We start from the raw sequence: 21,798 nt of genomic DNA on the forward strand, positions 1-21,798 counted from the left end.
ATGAAAAGATTGTCTTTTTTTAAAAAAATCATGTTGTTCTTAAATGTGATTGTGGCTTTCTGTTTGTTTTTGGCGTGCATTGTACCGTATACATCTATAGCTAGCCTGGCATTTATAAGTTTAACGGTACCTGCATTGGTTTTAATAAACATGTTGTTTTTTATATACTGGTTAATTGGTAAGAGCATATATATGTTATTGTCTCTTGCTATTTTAGTTTTTGGTTACTTTACCCTTGGTTCTTTTATAGCCTTTAATGGGCGTTCCACTAATGTTGCTGATGCTAATACCATTTCGTTGTTAAGTTATAATGCATTGGGTTTTCATAGCAAGTATCATGAAGATTGGGAAAATATCACTAGTCCAGAGGTGGTGAAATTCGTTCAAAGTGAAAATCCTGATATAATATATTTTCAAGAGTTTGAGCCCCACTATCTCAAGGACGATATGTTGAAAAATTATCCTTTTAAAGCGAATAAGTTTCAGATAAAAGATGGGGAGTCAAGTAAAAATCTAGCGATATTTTCAAAGCTTGAAATAATCAATAATGGAGAACTTGATTTTCCTAATACGTTTAATGGTGGCGTTTATGCAGATATTGTATTTAAAAAAGACACCATTCGTTTTTATAATCTGCACTTGGAATCTTTGAGTATAAGACCTAATTACTTTAAGAAAGAACGGTCAGATAAGCTTTTTGTTAGGCTTAGAGATTCTTTTGATAAACAAGAAAGACAATCCAATATTGTAAGAGAGCATATTAAAACTAGTCCTTATCCTGTGATTGTGGGAGGTGATTTTAATAATACGCAATTTTCGAAAGTTTACTTTAATATAAAGGAAGGTCTCAAGGATAGTTTTTTGGAATCAGGACATGGTTATGGAGAAACCATTAAATTTTGGAAATTCCCTTTTAGAATTGATATGATTTTAGGCGATCCTAGTTTTACTTTTTTATCGCATAAGAACTATAGGATAGATATATCTGATCACGAACCGATTATGGCTACTTTTAAGTTGAACGAAGAATAAATAGGCAGTCTACGGTATCTGCTAAAATGTGTATTAGCAATGCCAGTCCAAATATGCGTGTTTTTCTATAAATAAAAAATAAAGTGTAAATGCCAATTGCCCAATAGGTATGTAGCGGGTGAAAGTTAATGCTGCATCGGTTAGGGTCAAATAATGGCGTGGCCAAAAAATGATCAATGTCAATCAATATTGCGGATAATAATATAATTGCAGACCAAAGTTTGTTGTCCTTATAAAAATAAATGGCAATTATAATAGGTAATATAAAATGTATACCATAATGGGCTACAAACCTAATCATTAGATAGCTCTATAAAGTCGTGTTTTAAATATTCAACACTATTGGGCCCCATGTTAAATAGCAGGTCTAAAATGCTTAAATTAGGTGTAAAGCCATGTCTGTCTCCAAACACTTGCGTATAAGGCTCCATATTTAACTGAGGTTTGAACTTTGCATTTATCAGAAATCTAAAATCCTCCTTATATTCAGGGTTTGTTTCAAATGCAACTGTTCTATCGGTTGGCATATCTAATTGTAAACAATCAAATATGGTCTCTATGGTCTTTAAATTATAATCAAGCAGACTTTCATATGGCTGATTGTATAATGGTCTTATATCATCTTCATAAAACTCAAAGAAAGGTGATGTTCTGTAGGCGGCCTCTAACGTGCGCCAATGTTGTCTTTGCCAAGGATAAGAATTGTCTATTTGAACATCCTTATATTTTTGTCTACCGTTTGCTCTGCCTACATGTATGATCGGTATACTTAGAATGTGCTTACCTCGATCATTAGAAATATAGGTTCTATTTCTAAAGGTCTGTTTCTGATAATTATCGTTAACCTCCCAGCAAATAGGGTGGTGCATGATATAGCTAAATGTTACTATGTTAGGGAAATATGAGGGGTGTATTAATTTCACTTTTTTTCCTTTTTACGTTTCCAGAACCAATTTCCTACGAAATACGCTACTAATAAAATTAAAAAATACTTGAAGTATGATTGTGGTTCTCCATCGCCGTTTACCGTAGTAAATATGCGATCCCATCTAGGTCTCCAATTGCTTATGCCTTCCGTGAAATTATCGAAACTCATCCATATGAAAATAGGAGTGCCAACAATATGATTTTCCGGAACAAAACCCCAAGATCTACTATCTTCAGAGTGGTCCCTATTATCACCCATCATCCAAAAATAATCTTGTTTAAAGGTGTAGCTAGTTACCGGAACACGATTTATGCTGATTTGATTGCCAGATACTGAAATATCGTTCTTCTCGTACTCCTGGATAATTTTCTTGTATAATGGAAGAACTTTTAAATTTAGGTCTACCGTTGCTCCTTTTTGAGGAATGTAGATCGGTCCCATTTGGCTATAGTTCCAAGGGTAATCAGGACTTTGAGGAAATAAGTTGATGCCTCTTCTTCCCTTTTCTACTACCTGTTGTACTACAGAATCAATATTAGGGTCTTTTCTCAATGCTGACACCATATCGGCAGTTAAAGGAACGGTGCGTTGGCGATCGGTAATTTCTTTTAATGAAAATCCGTATTTAGATATGATCTTTGGAGGAATACCCGACGCTTTCGTATAGAGTTCTAGCTGGCCGTTGTCGGTTGGTTTGTAACCAACTAAATAAGGATTAAGGGCATTTGCTTGATTTTGATTTAACTGCCCAGATAAATATTTTCTGGTAAAATCAGTGACCCCTAAATTGTCAAGTGTTTTAGAAGATACACCTTTAGAGCTGTAAATATTATAGTCAAACTGTGGTTTGGCACTACTGGGCAATTCTAATTGCTTACCGTTGATAAAAACATAACCGTCACGAACTTCAAGAGAATCGCCAGGTACACCAACGCAACGTTTAACGTAGTTAGATTTTTTATCTATCGGTTTATCAACGCCTTTTTCTTTTTTAAAGAATACACGAACGGTATCTGCAGGCCAGCTAAATACAACAATATCGTTTCTTTCTACTTTTGTAAACCCTGGTAACCTAAAATAGGGCAGTTGTGGTTTTTTTAGATAGGAAGGAACACCTAATACAGGTAACGTATCATGAACCATGGGAGCTGCAACAGTGGTCATTGGTGTTCTTGCCCCGTAATGAAATTTGCTTACAAAAAGAAAATCTCCCACTCTTAACGTGCGTTCCAATGATCCTGTTGGAATTACATATGGTTGAATAAAATAAGTGTGTACCAATGTAGCAGCTACTACGGCGAATAAAATGGAACTAATCCATTCTCCTGCCGCTGTAGTTGGTTGTAAAGACCTGTCTTCAATATATTTTACATCTAGAGAATAGTTTACATAGTAAATATAAAAACCCAGTGTCAATACTACGATCCAAGTTTCTAACTTGCTATTTCTTCCAAAGCTTCTAATTGTTTCTACCCATATTACCGGGAACATCAATAGGTTAATAATGGGAATGAACAGTAGCACTACCCACCATTTTGGTCTATTGATAATTTGCATTAAAACTATAGCATTGTATACAGGTATTGCTGCTTCCCAAGCTTTCCTGCCTGCCTTAACATATAGTTTCCAAGTACCTAAAAAATGTATTACTTGTACAATGAGAATAAAAATAATCCATTGAGTGCCGTTCATCGTCTTTATTTTTTATTGAAATAGATTGAATTATAAATGTGAAGGTTCACATTAATAATCCATCAGTCTTTTAGATAAATTATTGTTACGCTTTTAACCTAGGTTTAACACATCTCGCATTGAAAAAACACCTGTTTTTCCAATAATCCATTCTGCAGCGGTAACCGCACCCAGTGCAAACCCTTCTCTATTATGCGCAGTATGCTTAATTTCAATACTGTCAACATCACTGTTATAAGCTACCGTATGTGTACCAGGTACCTTGCCAATTCTTTTAGATGTAATTTTCAACGTTTTTTCTGCTGAACTATCTAGTTTCCATTCTGTATAATTAGAGTTTGCAATGACACCTTCTGCCAAAGTTATTGCGGTTCCGCTTGGTGCGTCTAATTTTTGAGTGTGATGTATTTCTTCTAGTTCTACCTTGTATTCAGGAAGGTTTTGCATCATTTTGGCCAAATAATTATTTAACTCAAAAAAAATGTTTACTCCTAAACTAAAGTTGGAAGCGTAAATAAAAGCACCTTTCTTTTCTTCGCATAAAGAAACAGCGTCATCATATTTATCTAGCCACCCCGTTGTTCCACAAATTACGGGAATATCATTGTTCAAGCATTTGCTGATATTTCCGTAAGCTGCTTTTGGCATACTAAAATCAATAGCAACATCCATAATGCTAAAGTCTATATTCTCGGAATTTTCGTCAATTTTAGCAACAATTTCGTGACCTCTATTCACTGCAATTTGCTCTATCATCTGACCCATTTTTCCGTATCCGAAAAGTGCAATCCTCATTTTTAAAATTTTATAATTAATGCCATTCCGTAATTAGGACTATTCGTTATTTGATTAAAATCAAGATAAGGTTCAAAGTCTATACTTAGGTCATCGTCAATATTAAACTGTTTTAAATGTGCGTCAACATTGGCGTCGACAATATTAAGGGCGTATAACCCTATAGCCGCAACCAACCAAAGGTCACGGTCATTTTGAAAACGCTCTTGTTGATATTCAAGGTCATCTTCATCAAAAAGGGGCAATGTACCTTCACCATTAAATTCATCGTCTGTAAAACCAGCTTGTCTTCGTTTAAATGCAGTTCTAAAACGTTGATATTGATCGTTGTTGTAGATATACATATATGCACTGCCACCAATAGCTCCCCAAACGATAGGAACTTTCCAGTATCTCTTGTTGTAGATTTGACCTAGCCCTGGTATTACGGCAGAGTAAAATGCTGCTTTACTTGGTGCTAATGGATTAAATTCTTTTTTTGCTTTCTTGAAGGATACGGAATCTTTGATTACCATTCCCTTATCAGCTAAATGAGCTTGTAAGCTGTCTATTTCAGTTTTAGGAATAGAATCTTGTTCCTGTTGAGAAAAGGATAAATTAATAAATAATAATAGAGTACTAAATAATAAAAGATAGTTACGCACCTGTTATCAATTTTTTGATACGGTCAAATTCCTCCTGAGACTTAAATGGTATGGTTATTTTTCCTCTTGCGTTATCGGCAGACTTAATGTCGACCTTTACGGATAAGGCTTCCGTCAGTTCTTTAATACCTTTGCGAACAAAAACAGAAGCTTCTTTGTTTACTTTTTTAACTACTTCATCAGTAGGTACATCATCTGCATGATACGCTTTTACCGCACTTTCAGTATCCCTTACGGAAAGATTGTCAAAAATAATTTTTTCGTAAAGTGATATCTGATCCTGTTTCTTGTCAATATTAACTAGAGCTCTACCATGGCCCATTGTCAAAAAGCCATCGCGCATACCTGTTTGTATGATCGGATCTAATTTTAAAAGGCGCAAGTAATTGGCAATAGTAGATCTTTTTTTACCAACACGCTCACTCAATCTTTCTTGGGTAAGATTAATTTCGTCAATAAGACGTTGGTAAGAAAGTGCAATTTCTATTGGATCTAAATCTTGACGTTGAATGTTTTCGACCAAAGCCATCTCTAAGGACTCTTGATCATTGGCAATACGGATATAAGCTGGTATAGTTTCTAAACCTAAAAGTTTGGAAGCACGATATCTTCTTTCTCCAGATACAAGTTGGTACTCGTTAAAACCAAGTTTCCTAACCGTAATTGGTTGAATAACACCCAATTCCTTAATAGATGCGGCCAGTTCTTTTATATTTTCATCATTGAAATTAGAACGTGGTTGAAATGGGTTGACTTCAATGTGTTCTAAATCTAATTCTATAATATTACCAACAACCTTATCAGCATTCTTATCCGAAGCCGTGTTTATATCATTTTCCGGGTCTTTCAAAAGAGCTGAAAGTCCTCTACCAAGAGCTTGTTTCTTTGTCGCTTTTGCCATACTTAAACCGTCTGCTTATTTTTTTTGACTATCTCGTTAGCCATGTTCAAATAATTTGTTGCCCCTTTACTGGCAGCATCATATTTGATTATACTTTCTCCATAACTTGGAGCTTCACTCAATCTAACATTACGCTGAATTACAGTTTCAAAAACCATATCTCCAAAATGTTTTCTTACTTCATCTACCACTTGGTTAGATAAACGTAATCTAGAATCGTACATCGTCAGCAACATGCCTTCAATATCTAATTCCGCATTATGTAATTTTTGAACACTTTTGATCGTATTTAATAATTTACCTAATCCTTCTAATGCAAAATACTCGCATTGAATAGGGATTATTACTGAATCTGCCGCGGTCAACGCATTCAACGTCAGTAGCCCTAATGATGGGGCACAATCTATAAGAATATAATCGTAATCGTTCTTTAATTCCGTAATAGCCTTCTTCATCATGTACTCACGCTCGTCCTTATCTACCAGTTCTATTTCAATGGCAACAAGGTCTATATGTGCAGGAATAAGGTCTACGTTAGGCGATGTTGTAGGGATAATGGCCTCCTTAGCGGTCTTGGTATGCTCCAAAAGTTGGTACGTACCCAATTCTACACCATCGACATCAATACCTAGCCCAGAAGTAGCATTCGCCTGGGGGTCGGCGTCTATCAATAATACCTTTTTTTCCAATACACCTAGCGAGGCAGCTAAGTTTACTGTGGTCGTAGTTTTACCTACGCCTCCTTTTTGATTGGCTATAGCAATAATCTTGCCCATGTTCAAAGTAAGTTAGGTCGTAAAAATACAATTATTTATGGGGCTAATGAAAGCTTTTTGTTAACACTAAGTGAATAAGGGCGTACTTTTCTTTAATAAAGCGTTAAACTTTTAATTATGAAATGGTTAAGATACCATTTGTTGCGTATTATATAAAAAGTCAAAAACTTATTAAAAGAATATGAAAAACTAATTTTTATCCTTGAGTTTTAAACTGTCCTCGTATTCAATAAGATAAATTTCTTCGTTCTTTTTCTTTAAATAATATTCCTCTCTGGCAAAGCGCTCAAGTTCTTCTTCATCAGATAATTTTTCAATTATTTTTTTGTCCCGCGCTATTTCCTCTTTTAAAAATTCTTGAGTTTTTTCCAGTTTTTTTATTTCCTTTCTTAATTCAAGGTGGATCAATAGCGAATTGGTATCAAAAAAAAGCATCCAAACAACAAAAACGGATAGTACCAATACATACATATTGGTCATGATTTTAAACCATTTTTTTTGTTTTAAATCTTTGAATGCCATTACTCTTGCATAATTTTTTCGTTGATTATACTTTTAACTATCTCAACAGCTACCGTATTATATTTATTATTTGGAATAATAATATCTGCATACTCTTTGGTAGGCTCTATGAACTGCTCGTGCATAGGCTTGATCACTGCTTGATATTTTTCTATGGTTTCATCTAAATTCCAACCACGTTCGTTTACATCTCGTTTTAATCTTCTGATCAATCGTTCGTCTGTATCTGCATGAACAAATATTTTAATATCGAACATTTTACGAATAGCAGAATTGGTCATTATTAAAATACCTTCTACGATAATTACCTTGGTAGGGTGGGTAAGTATTGTTTTGGCGGTTCTGTTACATTCTAAAAATGAGTAGACCGGTTGCTCTATTGATTCACCATTTTTTAATGCAAGCAAATGCTGTTCCAGTAATGCAAAATCTATAGAACTTGGGTGATCAAAATTGGTTTTTCGTCTATCTTCAAGTGTTAGATGAGATAGGTCGTTATAGTAAGAATCTTGTGAAATTACCCCAACTTCTTCATTTGGCAATTCATTTATGATTTGATTGACTACTGTGGTTTTTCCACAACCTGTTCCACCGGCAATACCTATAATCAGCATACATTGAAATTTAATGCAAAAATACATATTTGAATCTCAAAATAGCATAAACTTAAAAATCAACTTTTATTAACATGGCTTGATATGTTAAGCCGTATTTTTGCACAATGCAGAATGAACAGGTGAAACCTAATTTTGAGTTTGTAGCACTAATGGCTTCTTTGATGTCTATTGTAGCATTAACAATCGATGCTATTTTGCCTGCAATGGCAGATATTGGGGTGTCTATTAATAGTTTGGATCCTACTCGAAACCAGTTATTGGTGACCATGATTTTTTTAGGATTGGGTGTAGGGCAGTTATTTTTCGGTCCACTGTCAGATAGTCTTGGTAGAAAACCTATAGTTTACTTAGGGTTCATTGTATTTTTAATTGCCAGCATTATTTGTTTGTTTGCTCCAAATCTTGAGATAATGCTTGTGGGTCGTATACTGCAGGGTATTGGTCTATCGGCACCAAGAACTATAAGTATTTCTATTATACGTGATACGTACCGCGGTGATTATATGGCCAAAATAATGTCTTTTGTTACTGCTTTCTTTATTCTGGTTCCTGTGGTAGCTCCTGCCATAGGTAAGGCCGTAATGGGTATTATGGGGTGGCAAGGTATATTTTATATGCAATTGTTTTTTGCTCTGGTAGTGGGGATTTGGTTTTATAAAAGGCAAGAGGAAACGTTAAAGCCGGAATATAAGGTTCCTTTTTCTTTCAATGTTTTTATTAGAGGGACTAAAGAAATCTTTAAATATAAAGAGACCGTTTCTTGTACTATGATATCTGGTTTAATTACGGGCTCTTTTCTGGTCTACTTAAGTTCTGCCCAGCATGTTTTTGAAGAGCTTTATGGGCTAACGGAAACTTTCCCCTACGTTTTTGCAGGGTTGGCACTGTCCGTAGGGTTTTCTACCTTAATGAACGGCACGTTGGTGTTACGCTTTGGTATGCGTAATTTATCTTTTGCAGCTCTCGTGGCTTTTACCGTCATAGCTTTATCTTATGCCCTATTATTCTTGGATTCTAAAAATCCGAACATAACTATCTTGTTGATATTCCTTTCTCTACAATTTTTGTGTTTAGGTTTTATATGGGGTAACATGAGGTCAATTGCTATGGAGCCTATTGGTCATATTGCCGGAATTGGCGCAGCAATTACGGGCTTTATTTCAACGATTCTTTCAATTCCTATTTCTATTTTCGTAGGTAGTTTTATTGAAGATTCCGTATGGGCACTTTTTGCCGGTTTGGGGGTATGTGGACTAATATCGGTGATTTTGTTTATGACATTTAAAACGCGTCCGCTTTTTGCAAGTAACCGTGCTTTCTCCAATTGATGGATTTGGTAGAATGAAAGTGTAAGTCATTTTATGATATGAAAAATCCGTCAGTATATGTTTAAATAAATCTGACGGATTTTTGAGGAATTTAATTTTTTTTACAGTGCATTGTCCATAATTTCTTGAACAACTTCTGGGTTTAAAAGTGTACTGGTATCTCCTAAATTACTAGTGTCGTTGCTGGCGATTTTGCGTAAAATTCTTCGCATAATTTTACCACTTCTAGTTTTTGGCAGTCCAGATACAAATTGAATTTTATCCAATTTGGCAATAGGACCAACATGTTCTGTAATTTGCTGGTTGATTTCTTTTCTTAAATTTTCACGATCTCTACTTTCACCAGTTTCCTTAAGAATAACATAGCCATAAAGTGCATTTCCTTTAACATCATGTGGGAAACCTACAATGGCGGATTCCGCAACAGCCGGATGTTCGTTAATAGAATCCTCAATAGGAGCGGTACCCAAATTGTGTCCAGAAACAATAATTACATCATCTACACGACCTGTAATTCTGTAATACCCAACGGCATCTCTCAATGCGCCATCACCTGTGAAATACATGTTTTCAAAGGCAGAAAAATAGGTGTCCCTGTAACGGTCATGATTGCCCCATACCGTTCTTGCAATAGACGGCCATGGAAATTTAATGCACAGCCTACCATCAACTTGATTGCCTTTTATTTCTTTTCCATTTTCATCCATTAGTGCCGGTTGAATGCCAATAAATGGTAAAGTCGCGTATGTAGGTGTAGTTGGTGTTACGTACGGTATTGGTGTAATCATTATTCCGCCTGTCTCCGTTTGCCACCAAGTATCCACTATAGGACTATTCTTTTTACCAACATTGTTGTTGTACCAATGCCATGCTTCCTCATTTATAGGTTCACCTACTGAGCCTAACACTTTAAGGCTTGATAAGTCATGTTTTTCAACAAATTCCAAGTTTTCCTTTGCCAAAGCTCTAATAGCCGTAGGTGCAGTATAAAATTGATTTACCTTATGTTTTTCTACAACCTCCCAAAAACGTCCATAATCTGGGTAGGAGGGAACTCCCTCAAACATTAATGTAGTGGCTCCGTTGGCAAGTGGACCGTACACAATATACGAGTGCCCGGTTATCCAGCCTATATCAGCAGTACACCAATAGACATCATTTTCTCTGTATTGAAATACGTTTTTAAATGTATAGGCGGTATATACCATATAACCTGCCGTGGTATGTACCATTCCTTTGGGGGTACCGGTTGATCCGGAGGTGTACAGTATAAATAATGGATCTTCGGCATCCATGATCTCTGCAACACAATCTGCATAAGCTTCGTCCAATAAGGGTTGTAGCCATTTGTCCCTGCCATCTAGCATGTCTATTTTGGTTCCTGTACGTTTGGTCACTAAAACATTGGCTACACCTGGGCAACCTTCCAAAGCTTTATCCACAATACCTTTGAGGTCGATTGATTTACTTCCTCTAAAAGAACCATCCGCAGTTATGACAACCGTACAATCAGAATCATTTATCCGTGTTGCTAGGGCATTTGAAGAAAATCCTGCAAATACAACGGAATGTATGGCGCCAATACGTGCACATGCCAATAATGCGACAGATAGCTCTGGAATCATTGGAAGATAAATACAAACACGATCTCCTTTTTTTACGCCATGGTCCAATAGAACATTTGCCATGCGGCAAACTCTCTCGTGCAATTGCCTGTAGGTGATATTAAGAGCTTCTTCTTTAGGATCGTTAGGTTCAAATATGATGGCGGTTTTGTCACCTCTTGTGGGTAAATGCCTGTCTAAACAATTTTCAGTGATGTTGAGTTTTGCACCTTCAAACCATTTTATTTCGGGCTTTTTGAAATCCCAGCTCAGTACATTGTCCCAGCGCTTGCGCCAGACAAAATGCTCTTCTGCAATCTCTTCCCAAAATGCTTCGGGATTTCTGATCGATTTTCTATAGACTTGATAGTATTCCTCAAGATGTTTAATGTGGTAATTACTCATGGTATGCGTTAATTAATATGCAAAGGTTGTTGAGGCCTTTGGTCGTTGTTGTTTCTAATTGATTTATGTTGTTTAATGTCCCGTAGCTTCACCTGCACCACTGGGTATTCTAATATTTTCTACAATTTCTTGAACATCTTCTGGAGGTTCAGGAGTAAATTGCAGTATAATAATGGCTACTATAAAATTAGCGATCATTGCAATGCTACCAAAACCCTCAGGTGAAATTCCAAACCACCAATCGTTTGATATTCCGCCCCCAAACCAACCGAATTTAAATTTGGTCATATAGAAGAGCATAAGTAAGATGCCGACGACCATGCCACCAATGGCGCCTTCTTTGTTCATTTTTTTGTAAAATATACCAAGTACGATTGCCGGAAAAAAAGATGCGGCAGCAAGACCAAATGCCAGGGCGACAACTGCAGCTACAAAACCTGGCGGATTTATACCAAAGTACCCTGCAATTATTACGGCTATAGTGGCCGATCCCCTTGCGACCCATAATTCTGCCTTGTCCGAGATGTTAGGTTTAAAGACTTTTTTGACCAGATCATGTGATACCGAGGCAGATATAACAAGCAATAGCCCGGCTGCTGTTGATAGGGCAGCCGCCAGACCGCCAGCGGCAACCAAAGCAATTACCCAAGCCGGTAAATCCGCAATTTCGGGGTTTGCCAATACCATAATATCATTGTCAATAGTCAATTCATTCTTTGACTTTTCAGCTACATATTGAATTTTGCCATCTTCATTTTTATCATCAAAAGATAATAGTCCGGTTTCTTCCCAATTTTTGAACCAAACAGGCATGTTTGAATATTCTTCATTACTGACCGTGTTGATGAGATTGGTTTTTGCAAATGCGGAAACAGCCGGGGCCGTGGTGTATAAAATAGCGATTAGTAATAAGGCGAGTCCGGCAGATTTACGAGCATCTTTTACTTTCTTTACCGTGAAAAAGCGAACAATGACATGGGGCAGGCCTGCTGTGCCTACCATAAGCGCCAAGGTTATGGCAAAAATATCGGTGACAGATTTAGATCCATTGGTATATTCGTTGAAGCCTAGTTCTGTAGATAATCCGTCTAGTTTATCCAATAAAAAAGTTCCAGACCCATCATTTAAGGTGGAGCCCATTCCTAATTGAGGTATAGGATTTCCTGTCATTTGTATGGATATGAAAATTGCGGGAACCATAAAGGCGAAAATCAGCACACAGTATTGTGCTACTTGGGTATAGGTAATACCTTTCATTCCACCTAACACAGCATAAAATAATACGATGATCATTCCTATAATCACCCCAGTATTGATATCTACTTGAAGAAATCTTGAGAATACTACACCTACACCGCGCATTTGTCCTGCCACATAAGTAAACGATACGATAAGTGCACAGATTACAGCTACAATTCTAGCCGTTTTTGAGTAGTAGCGGTCACCAATAAAATCCGGAACGGTGAATTTTCCGAACTTTCTAAGATAGGGAGCAAGTAATAGGGCCAAAAGCACATATCCGCCTGTCCATCCCATTAAATATACAGAACCATCATAGCCAGCAAAAGAGATGATGCCTGCCATAGAGATAAATGAAGCTGCCGACATCCAATCTGCTGCGGTGGCCATACCATTGGCTAATGGAGAAACGCCGCCACCCGCAACATAAAAATCTTTTGTAGAACCTGCGCGAGACCATATAGCTATACCTATGTATAGTGCAAAGGTGAGTCCTACTAAAATATATGTCCAGGTCTGTACACTCATTTTGTTAGTTTTAGTTGGTGTGATTAATCGTTGTATCCGTATTTTTTATCCAATTTGTTCATGAGTCTTACATAAACAAAAATTAGGATGACAAAGATGTAAATAGACCCTTGTTGCGCAAACCAGAAACCTAATTTGAATCCGCCGATCTTAATAGTGTCCAATGCTTCCTTAAATAAAATGCCAGCTCCAAATGATACAGCAAACCAAATGGCCAGCAAAATGAATAAATAACGTACATTTTCTTTCCAATAAGCGGTAGCTTTCTTTTGTTTTTCAGACATGTTATATGCTATTTTAATGAGTGAATACGCTTAGAGTGCACTAAAGCCGTATTCGTTTAAAACTTGTGCCATGACAGAGCAAAAGCTCTATTATTTTAAATTTGAATATCAAGTAAATTAGGCATAAAAGTTTAATTAGGTATGAACAATACTCCACTTGATGAATCTTTTTTTGCTCCAGTTACAGAGGAAAGTACATTTGTTAGTTGCTCAACTCTTAAAACGCCCATTAATGCAAATACCAAAGCTTCTTTAAACTCTATAATTATTTTTTCGGGCACCACTACAGTTGTGGTTTCGCCCAATTTAGCTTGTAATGTTTCGGTTAGAAAGGAATTTAAAGCTCCGCCACCGGTTACCAATAATTCTTGGTTGTTGTGTTTAAAATTCAATTGAATCTGTTGTGCCACTTTATCGCAGATATGATGAATGCTGGTGTGTAACAAGTTCTCTAAGGTATCTTTGGTATCTTCTACAATGGGCACTACCTCGGCTAAAAACCACTCATACCCAATAGATTTTGGGTGTGGTAATAAATAGTACTCTAGACCATTTAACCTTTCTAACATGGTTTTGTTTATTTTACCCTTGCGGGCTAGTTTACCGTCCTCGTCGTATTCTAGATCCACCTTTCTTGTAATATAGTTGAGAATCATATTTGCTAAACCAATATCATAAGCTATTCGCTTTTCTTTTACATCAAAAGATATATTACTGATGCCACCTAGATTTAAACAGAAATCATATTGACTAAAGAAAATACTATCTCCAATAGGTACTAAAGGAGCTCCTTGACCACCCAATGCCAGGTCATTTGTTCTAAAATCACAGATGACTTTTATGCCGCAAGCATTTGCCAAATGCTGTCCTGAGCCAACTTGAAATGTAAGCCCCATCTCTGGTCTATGGTGAGTGGTATGACCATGACTGGCAATATAATCTACTACCAACGAATGGTCATTAACAAAGGTCAAAACCTGTTCTCCTAGCCAAGTGCCATAGGTGTTATGCAATTCTATAAGTTTTTCTGCGGATAAATCAATGGCATTTTTTAAGGTGTTCAACATTTCAGTTGAATACTTAATGCTCTTGGTTTCTTTGATTTCAAATTGCCAAGTTCCTTTTTTCTCCCAAATGTGACAGTAAGCTAAATCAAGGCCATCTAATGATGTGCCTGACATGAGACCGATAATTTTATATATTTTCATTTCTGATGAGTTGCCGTTTTTTTACTTGATAATAATAAATGATCAGTGCTACCAGTGTTAGTTCTGTTATTAATGAAAAAATAGAGCCTTCAAAACCGAATTGCCCTGCGTTCATCAGATTATTTTCTGGAACAGTGAACTCTATGATACTATAGATATCTTGTCCGCTTACATTAAAGCCGAACAAGGATTGAAATAGATTCCAACTAAAATGGAAGGCTATAGGGTACCATAAATTTTTTGTGTAGATGTATGAGACCCCCAGTGCAATTCCTGCTAAAAAAAGGCCTGTTAAACTGAAAAGACTAATATTTGGATTTGCACCATGAGCTATAGCGAACACTATAGAAGAAATTATAAGTGCTATATACTTGTTAAAGGATAGCATAAGGTTTTTTAGAATATACCCTCTAAAAAGAACTTCTTCTAAAATGGCTACAAGTATGAACAGTAATGTAGTATAGATTAACTCTAATACATCAAAGTTAAATTCAGTATTAATAATTTCTTCGGTAGCCCATAAACTAACATAGGCCAACCCCATTATGATCAACCCAAGTAGAGTACCTATTATAATATCGTTTTTTCTGTTTTTAATCTGAAGCCCAACCTCCATAAAATTTTGCTTGTCCATATATTTCATGAAAATCCAGACTAAAAGTAGCGTTCCTAAAAACGAGAAAAATGTCATGATCAGTAGCTGAAGAGAGGTTTCTTGAAAATCTTTATCTCCAAGTGGAATACCGGCAATAAAAGTACCGGCAACATGAAATAGACCAACTATTATAAAATATGGAAATATCAATGCAATTACTCTAGCCCACCCACTATGATTCATAAGACTTTAATTTAGTTTTACAGGTAATTTTCCTTTTGCCTCTAATGTACCCATAAAATGTGCTGTGGCAACGTCTTGAAACTCTTTGAAATTCTGATATGCAATTACGGTAGCCATTGTTTTATCCGTTTTAAAAGATTGTAGAGCATATGGGTTTCCAAAATGATACAGGACCACTTTTTTGGTAGTGATTAAATCATTTACAAAATCTATTTCCTCTTGAAGAAAACCAAAATTATTGGTTGGTTTTATTTGAGGAGGAGTTAGCAGCAAAAGAATCTCGGTCTCATTTTCAACTTCTTTTCGCATTGCCATAACATTTTTAATAATATCTTGGTTCGTTTGATCTGTGGTAAACCTTTTAAGTGTCAATGTGCAGAAATTGGTTGTTCTAAAATGTTCAATACCTTGCGCAGTGCCATTATGAAAGGTGATTGATCGCTCCGCTATTTGTTTGTTCAGAGCACTTGGGTCTGTTAATTCTAGAGTGGAATCAACTTCTGATATTGCCTTTGCTTTCAGTTTCCAAATACGTTCTATACTCTTGTTAATTTGTGCTTCCGATGCATTTTTTAAAATACATTGAATGCCTTCTTCTATATGCTCGGCAAAACATAAAACGTCATTACCTGCATTAAAGGCCAACCATTCCAATTCTCCATTGGTTGGGTAGTTTTTAGATACTGCATGCATGTTCAAGGCATCTGAAATGACTACTCCGTCAAAGCCCATTTCATGCCTTAATACACCGGTTATTATATCTTTATTAATGCTGGATGGTAATTCTGGGCTAGTGGTCAGTGCAGGCACGGATAAATGACCTACCATCACGGAATCTACACCTTCATCTATTAATTTTTGAAAAGGGTACAGCTCAGTCTCCAATAACTCGGCTTTTGTTTTCTCTATAACAGGAAGCCCCAAATGTGAATCTGTAGCCGTGTCTCCATGTCCGGGAAAATGCTTAATGCTTGTGAGTATACCTTCGGACTGGGTTCCTTTTACAAATGCTTTTGCCAATGAGGTTACTTGTTCTTTGTCATCACCAAAGGATCTATACCCAATTACAGGGTTGTTAGGGTTTACGTTGACATCTACTACAGGAGAAAGATTCCAATGTATTCCTGCGGCTTTACAATCTTTGGCAATGTTCTGGCCTACTTTAAATACTAAGTCTTTACTGTCCTTATTGGCTCCTAAGGTAATGGCGTACGGATATTGGGGGGTGTTTTCTATGCGCATGGCCAAACCCCATTCCGCATCAATGGAAATCAATAGGGGGTAAGTAGCCGCTTTTTGATATCTTTTGATGAGGTTTTTTAAAGTTTCAAAACTATTTTCATTGACAACAATTTTCTTTTTGCCTTCAAAGTTAGTTGCCGCACTTGCACGAGAATGAAAAAAACAAAGCCCGCCAACATGGTGTTCCGATATTAATTTTTCTAGCTGCTGTATTTCTTCTTCGGTATCATTTATAAAAGCTGCGGGCATAAATAATTGACCAACTTTTTCTGAAAGTGAAAGTTGCTTTAAAGTTTTATTTGTAGGTAGTAATCTATTCATTGGTAACCGTTGTTTTTTTGCCGAAATCTGCTGGGTAGGTAATAAATTTTAGAAGTAAGAGTGCTGGCAGGGCCGCAATGACTACCCATACAAAAAAGCCGTCATACCCCAGCCATTGCTGCATGTAACCGCTGATCATGCCGGGTAGCATCATCCCTAAGGCCATAAAACCGGTGGCAATGGCGTAATGAGATGTTTTAGATTTGCCCTCGGCAATATAAATGAGGTACATTAAAAAGGCGGCAAAACCGAAACCATATCCAAATTTTTCAAAAACCACTGTTGCCGTAACGGCATAGATACTTGTAGTATTGGTCATGGCCAAAACGGCATAAAGAATATTAGGCAGGTTCAATGAAAGTACCATGGGCAACATCCATTTTTTTAAACCATCGCGTGAAATTAAGATACCACCCAATATACCGCCAACGGAAAGAAAAATAACTCCTACGGTACCGAAAATAGTTCCTAATTGTTCCGTAGAATATCCTAATCCGCCTTTATCGGGTGAGTCCAATAAAAAAGGGGACGCCATTTTTACCAATTGTGATTCACCTAAACGGTACGTAAGAATAAAAGCTAACGCAATACCTATGCCCGGTTTTTTAAAAAATGATGCGAATACCTCTAAAAAGCCTGCTGGTTTTTCTTTATCCTCCGTATTTTCAGATTCATATTTTGGTGTAACAAAAAAGTTGGCAACAGTCATGATCAACATTAAAAAAGCGGCAGCTGACATGGTTATGCTCCAAGCTTTGGTGTTGTCGCCATATTTGTTTTCCAAGAAACCGGCAAGTACAACTATTAAACCTTCGCCCGTTACCATGGCAAGTCTGTAGAAAGTACTTCTCATGCCAACAAAGAACGATTGTTTTTTTTCTGTTAGGCCAAGCATATAATATCCATCTGAAGCAATGTCATTGGTGGCAGAGGCAAATGCAGCCATCCAGAAACAGGCCAAAGATGAAACAAAGAACATATTAGTGGGCAATGTTAAGCCCACACCTAACAATGCAATAGCTATTAATAGTTGCATGCTTAAAAACCACTTTCGTTTGGTGCTTTTTAAATCAACGAACGGACTCCATAATGGTTTAAGTACCCATGGTAAATAGAGAATGCTGGTGTATAGACCTATGTCTTCATTGCTGACCCCTAATTTTTTGTACATGATTACGGAAACCGTAACTACCAATACATAGGGCAAACCTTGTGTGAAATAAAGCACAGGTACCCATGCCCAAGCTCCTTTGTCTTTTTGTACCATACTACTTATTCACTTGTTTTAAATTAATAATTATTGGAGTGGTCTCTTTACCGTAAACATCTATGAAACTAATGGCGTTGTACTTTTTCTTCAACTGGTCAAGTGGTATGTTTAGGCTAGTGTTATTGTTCTCAACATAAATTTTCGATCTTAATTTCTTTATGTCATAGGTGTCTTTAACCCTTATGCCAGATGAGTAGACTAAAGCAAATCTTATATTGTTCAAGTCATTGAACTCTAGTGATAATTCAGTAACATTTTTACTTGCACTTACCAATTTTGGTGTTTTTACTGTGTGCTTTTTGGCTAAGCCAGAAATAGGATTCAATGCCGGTTTTTTGTAATACTTTTTGTGCATATATTCAACCACATCGTCATTATCTTTCATTAGCGATTTTGCACTAAACATAATGTTGCCTTGAATTTCAGGAGTTTCACGGGCGAGCTTAATCTGATTTGGAATTTCTTCAATATCATCCCATGCCTTATCGCTGTTATTTCTAATCTTATAAGGTCCGTTACCAACATATAGATTAGTGTTATAGTTGTTCTTTGCCCACCAATCAACAATTTTTCTGTGCGATGCTACAGGTAGATCCATACTCCAGTATACTTGGGGTGCTAAATAATCTATCCAACCTTTTTCCATCCAAAGTAATGGGTCGGCATACAAATCTTCATAAGTAGTTTGTCCTGCTTTGGTGTCAGAGCCTCTTGGATCTGTAGAATTGTTTTTCCAAACCCCGAACGGACTAATACCAAACTGTACCCAAGGTTTAATTGATTTTATGGTTTCGTGAGACTGTCTTACTAAAGAGTCAATATTACTACGTCTCCAATCATCAATCTTTTGATTCTTTAATGCATAGGTTTTAAATGCTAAGGAGTCGTTAAAAACAGCATCTTTAATGGTGTAGGGATAAAAATAATCATCAAAGTGTATGGCATCTACATCATAATTAGTCACCAACTCCGCTATAATATTTGAAAAGTGGTTGCGCACTTCTGGCAAACCTGGGTTGTAATAATTTTTCTTGCCGTAATGTACGATCCATTCCGGATGGGTACAGTAGTCATGGGTTTCTGATAATACTTCGAAATTTTCATCGAAAGTTGCCCTGTACGGATTTAACCACGCATGGAACTCCATGCCTCTTTCATGGGTTTCGCTGATCATCCATTCTAGGACGTCTGTATTCCATTTAGGGGCTGTACCTTCTTCTCCTGTTAAAAATCGTGAATATGGCGCATAATCAGATTGGTAAAAGGCATCGCCGGCTGCACGTACTTGAACTATTACGGCGTTATAATTCTCTCTTTCATAAAAATCTAAAATCTTTAAGAAATCGGTTTTTTGTTTTTCTGCTGAATCATTGCCATTCTTTGGCCAATCTATATTGACCACAGTAGCTACCCAAACCCCTCTAAATTCTCTTTTAGGGTATTTTTCATATGACTTAAAAATGCCACATGAATTAAGAATAAGTAGTAAAGCAAAAAGTGTTAGCTGTTTTATCATAAAGTAGAAGCCGATTAGATGACTTTTAACAAAAAAGGCCCATTTTAATTTTAAAAATAGGCCTTTTAATTCAATTCAGTTGTTAGTTGAATTTATGTCTTACAAAGGCTTCCATTGCTGCATATGATGATAAGCCCATTGCTTTGTATTTATTAGCGGTATCCCGATTTCTTTCTTCGGCGCGCATCCAGAATTCTCTTGAATCATCTCCTTGGAACATGACACCATCTTTTTGGGATTGGTGACAGAAAATAGCATTACGCTTTTTCAAAACCTGACCCGGACTCATTGGTACTGCCATTTCAATTTCATTGATGTCCCACTCATGCCAAGCACCTCTATAAAGCCATAACCAACAATCTTTCATAAAGTCTTCGGTCTTTAGTTTTTCGCAGGCTGCAAACACTGCATCTAAACAAACTTTGTGCGTGCCGTGTGGATCGGCAAGATCACCAGCTGCATATATTTGATGGGGTTTTATATCGCTTATAATATTGGCGACAATGGTAATGTCTTCATCAGAGAGATTTTTCTTTTTTATGGTGCCCGTTTCATAGAATGGCAAATCTAAAAAATGCACATTTTTATCTTGTAACCCCATGTATCTTGTTGCTGCATAAGATTCTCCTCTTCTTATCTTGCCCTTTAGATTTCGAACTTCTGGCGAGTCTATACGGGTTTCATTCTTTTCCGAAAGAGATTTGATGATTTTATTAGCTTCGTCTGACGGACTGATATGTAAAGCTATTTCTGCATATTTCCTGGCGTCTGTATCAGAAACCGCTATGTTACCAGAGGTTTGATATACAATGTGCACCTCATGACCTTGTTCTACAAGTCTGTCAAACGTACCGCCCATTGATATGACATCATCATCTGGGTGCGGACTAAATATTATCACTCTCTTTTTTGCAGGAGTGGCACGTTCTGGGCGGTGAGTGTCATCTGCGTTAGGTTTTCCGCCAGGCCAACCTGTTATGGTATGTTGCAATTTGTTGAACATTTCAATGTTCAGGTTATAAGCATCATTTAGAGCCAGTAAGTCTGCCATACCGTTATCGTTGTAATCTTTATCGGTTAAACTTAAAATCGTTTTTCCGGTAGTCTCACAAAGCCAAACGATAGCTTTAGCTTTCAATTCTTCTGTCCACTCACAGGCATCTACCAGCCAAGGAGTTTTGTTTTTTGTCAATTCGCTTCCAGCACCCGTATCAAGAACAAAGGTGCAATTGTCATGCTCTTGCAAATATGTGGCCGGTACGTGTGAAGATATATCCCCTTCAATTGTTTTCTTAATAATGTTCGCTTTGTTTTGCCCCCAACCTAATAAGACAATACGTTTCGCTTTTCTTACCGTTGAAATACCCATGGTAATGGCTTTTCTAGGTACATTGTCTATGCCTAAAAAAGACGGTGCGGCATCTACTCGTGTAATATGATCTAATGTTATTACCCGTGTGCCGGAATTAAAATGAGATCCAGGTTCGTTAAAACCAATATGCCCTGTTCTACCAATACCTAATAGCTGAAAATCCAGTCCGCCATGTTCTTTAATTTTACGCTCATAGCTTAAGCAGTAAGCCGTAGTTTCTTCATTGCTTACCGTGCCATCTGGAATGTGAATATTCTTTTCAGGTATATCTACATGATTAAATAGATGTTCGTGCATGAAGTAGAAGTAACTTTGAATATTATTTGGCTCCATGGGTAAATATTCATCTAAGTTAAAAGTGATTACATTTTTAAAACTTAGACCTTCTTCCTTATGCATGCGAACCAACTCTTCATAGACCCTGATCGGTGACGATCCTGTGGCTAAACCCAAAACGCAGTTTCTTTTTTGCCCTTGTCTCTTTTTTATTAAAGCTGCAATTTCATGAGCAACTTGAATAGAGGCTATGTTTGAATCTTCAAAAATTACATTGTGTATCTTTTCGAAACGTGTTTCTTCAAATTGCCCAATAGGCTTATGGGCAATATCCATTTTAGAATCTTTCAAAGTATTTTTCATCTGGCAGCAGTGGATTTTAGTTCTTATAAGCTTTACAAATATATGCGTTATTTTATCAATTTGCAGTTTTTTGCCATAAATTATGCTGTATTTTGCC

General features: G+C 36.8%; 20 protein-coding genes. 2 read left to right on the top strand and 18 right to left on the bottom strand.

The window, feature by feature from the left end; all coding sequences use genetic code 11:
* A complete protein-coding gene (locus tag QZ657_RS05755; protein WP_291960087.1) occupies positions 1-1,032 on the top strand; it encodes an endonuclease/exonuclease/phosphatase family protein in 1,032 nt (343 codons plus the stop codon).
* Here the strand turns inward: QZ657_RS05755 and QZ657_RS05760 are convergent.
* The 9 genes from QZ657_RS05760 to udk all read right to left on the bottom strand — a co-directional run bounded on the left by QZ657_RS05760 (position 1,013) and on the right by udk (position 7,904).
* Positions 1,013-1,333, bottom strand: coding sequence for a DUF6122 family protein (locus tag QZ657_RS05760; RefSeq protein WP_291965547.1), 321 nt, complete (start codon positions 1,331-1,333; stop codon positions 1,013-1,015). The two genes, QZ657_RS05755 and QZ657_RS05760, sit on opposite strands and share 20 nt — an antisense overlap.
* Positions 1,326-1,955: a WbqC family protein gene (locus QZ657_RS05765; RefSeq protein WP_291965549.1), complete on the bottom strand. Its 630-nt coding sequence runs from the start codon at positions 1,953-1,955 to the stop codon at positions 1,326-1,328. Before QZ657_RS05765 ends, QZ657_RS05760 begins: the two co-directional genes overlap by 8 nt.
* Positions 1,952-3,652 carry a signal peptidase I gene (gene lepB / locus QZ657_RS05770; protein WP_291965551.1) on the bottom strand — a complete coding sequence of 567 codons (1,701 nt, stop codon included), beginning with the start codon at positions 3,650-3,652 and terminating at the stop codon, positions 1,952-1,954. Before lepB ends, QZ657_RS05765 begins: the two co-directional genes overlap by 4 nt.
* Before the next feature lie 93 nt (positions 3,653-3,745).
* Positions 3,746-4,447: a 4-hydroxy-tetrahydrodipicolinate reductase gene (gene dapB / locus QZ657_RS05775; RefSeq protein WP_291965552.1), complete on the bottom strand. Its 702-nt coding sequence runs from the start codon at positions 4,445-4,447 to the stop codon at positions 3,746-3,748.
* A gap of 2 nt (positions 4,448-4,449) precedes the next feature.
* On the bottom strand, positions 4,450-5,091 hold the full coding sequence (locus QZ657_RS05780; RefSeq protein ID WP_291965554.1) for a DUF5683 domain-containing protein: 642 nt from the start codon (positions 5,089-5,091) through the stop codon (positions 4,450-4,452).
* A complete protein-coding gene (locus tag QZ657_RS05785) occupies positions 5,084-5,992 on the bottom strand; it encodes a ParB/RepB/Spo0J family partition protein (protein ID WP_276473129.1) in 909 nt (302 codons plus the stop codon). The genes QZ657_RS05780 and QZ657_RS05785 overlap by 8 nt, the downstream gene beginning before the upstream one ends.
* A 2-nt stretch (positions 5,993-5,994) precedes the next feature.
* On the bottom strand, positions 5,995-6,768 hold the full coding sequence (locus QZ657_RS05790) for a ParA family protein (protein ID WP_276473128.1): 774 nt from the start codon (positions 6,766-6,768) through the stop codon (positions 5,995-5,997).
* Between the two features lie 189 nt (positions 6,769-6,957).
* Entirely contained in the window at positions 6,958-7,290 is a 333-nt protein-coding gene (locus QZ657_RS05795) for an FtsB family cell division protein (protein WP_291965556.1), read from the bottom strand.
* Entirely contained in the window at positions 7,290-7,904 is a 615-nt protein-coding gene (gene udk, locus QZ657_RS05800) for a uridine kinase (RefSeq protein ID WP_276473126.1), read from the bottom strand. Before udk ends, QZ657_RS05795 begins: the two co-directional genes overlap by 1 nt.
* Positions 7,905-8,011: 107 nt before the next feature.
* On the opposite strand from udk, the gene QZ657_RS05805 reads away from it, so the two are divergent.
* Positions 8,012-9,235 carry a multidrug effflux MFS transporter gene (locus QZ657_RS05805; protein ID WP_291965558.1) on the top strand — a complete coding sequence of 408 codons (1,224 nt, stop codon included), beginning with the start codon at positions 8,012-8,014 and terminating at the stop codon, positions 9,233-9,235.
* A 101-nt stretch (positions 9,236-9,336) separates the two neighbouring features.
* Here the strand turns inward: QZ657_RS05805 and acs are convergent, their stop codons facing one another.
* The 9 genes from acs to nagB all read right to left on the bottom strand — a co-directional run bounded on the left by acs (position 9,337) and on the right by nagB (position 21,701).
* On the bottom strand, positions 9,337-11,244 hold the full coding sequence (gene acs, locus QZ657_RS05810) for an acetate--CoA ligase (protein WP_291965560.1): 1,908 nt from the start codon (positions 11,242-11,244) through the stop codon (positions 9,337-9,339).
* A 72-nt stretch (positions 11,245-11,316) separates the two neighbouring features.
* The gene (locus QZ657_RS05815) at positions 11,317-13,011 is read right to left on the bottom strand and encodes a sodium:solute symporter family protein (RefSeq protein ID WP_291965561.1); all 1,695 of its coding nucleotides are present in this window, start codon (positions 13,009-13,011) and stop codon (positions 11,317-11,319) included.
* 23 nt (positions 13,012-13,034) lie between these two features.
* Positions 13,035-13,295, bottom strand: a complete 261-nt coding sequence (locus tag QZ657_RS05820; RefSeq protein ID WP_071341780.1) for a DUF4212 domain-containing protein — start codon at positions 13,293-13,295, stop codon at positions 13,035-13,037.
* Between the two features lie 131 nt (positions 13,296-13,426).
* A complete protein-coding gene (locus tag QZ657_RS05825; RefSeq protein ID WP_291965563.1) occupies positions 13,427-14,503 on the bottom strand; it encodes an anhydro-N-acetylmuramic acid kinase in 1,077 nt (358 codons plus the stop codon).
* Complete coding sequence (locus QZ657_RS05830; RefSeq protein WP_291965565.1) at positions 14,490-15,341, bottom strand: CPBP family intramembrane glutamic endopeptidase; 852 nt, start codon at positions 15,339-15,341, stop codon at positions 14,490-14,492. Before QZ657_RS05830 ends, QZ657_RS05825 begins: the two co-directional genes overlap by 14 nt.
* Positions 15,342-15,347: 6 nt before the next feature.
* On the bottom strand, positions 15,348-16,904 hold the full coding sequence (locus QZ657_RS05835) for a glycoside hydrolase family 3 protein (RefSeq protein WP_291965567.1): 1,557 nt from the start codon (positions 16,902-16,904) through the stop codon (positions 15,348-15,350).
* Positions 16,897-18,171, bottom strand: coding sequence for an MFS transporter (locus QZ657_RS05840; protein WP_099191590.1), 1,275 nt, complete (start codon positions 18,169-18,171; stop codon positions 16,897-16,899). The genes QZ657_RS05835 and QZ657_RS05840 overlap by 8 nt, the downstream gene beginning before the upstream one ends.
* Position 18,172: 1 nt before the next feature.
* On the bottom strand, positions 18,173-19,690 hold the full coding sequence (locus QZ657_RS05845) for a glycoside hydrolase family 10 protein (protein WP_291965569.1): 1,518 nt from the start codon (positions 19,688-19,690) through the stop codon (positions 18,173-18,175).
* A gap of 82 nt (positions 19,691-19,772) precedes the next feature.
* A complete protein-coding gene (gene nagB, locus QZ657_RS05850; RefSeq protein WP_291965570.1) occupies positions 19,773-21,701 on the bottom strand; it encodes a glucosamine-6-phosphate deaminase in 1,929 nt (642 codons plus the stop codon).
* Positions 21,702-21,798 lie beyond the last annotated feature (97 nt).

Source organism: Maribacter sp. (genome assembly GCA_020629415.1).
GTDB classification, from domain to species: Bacteria; Bacteroidota; Bacteroidia; order Flavobacteriales; family Flavobacteriaceae; genus Maribacter; species Maribacter huludaoensis.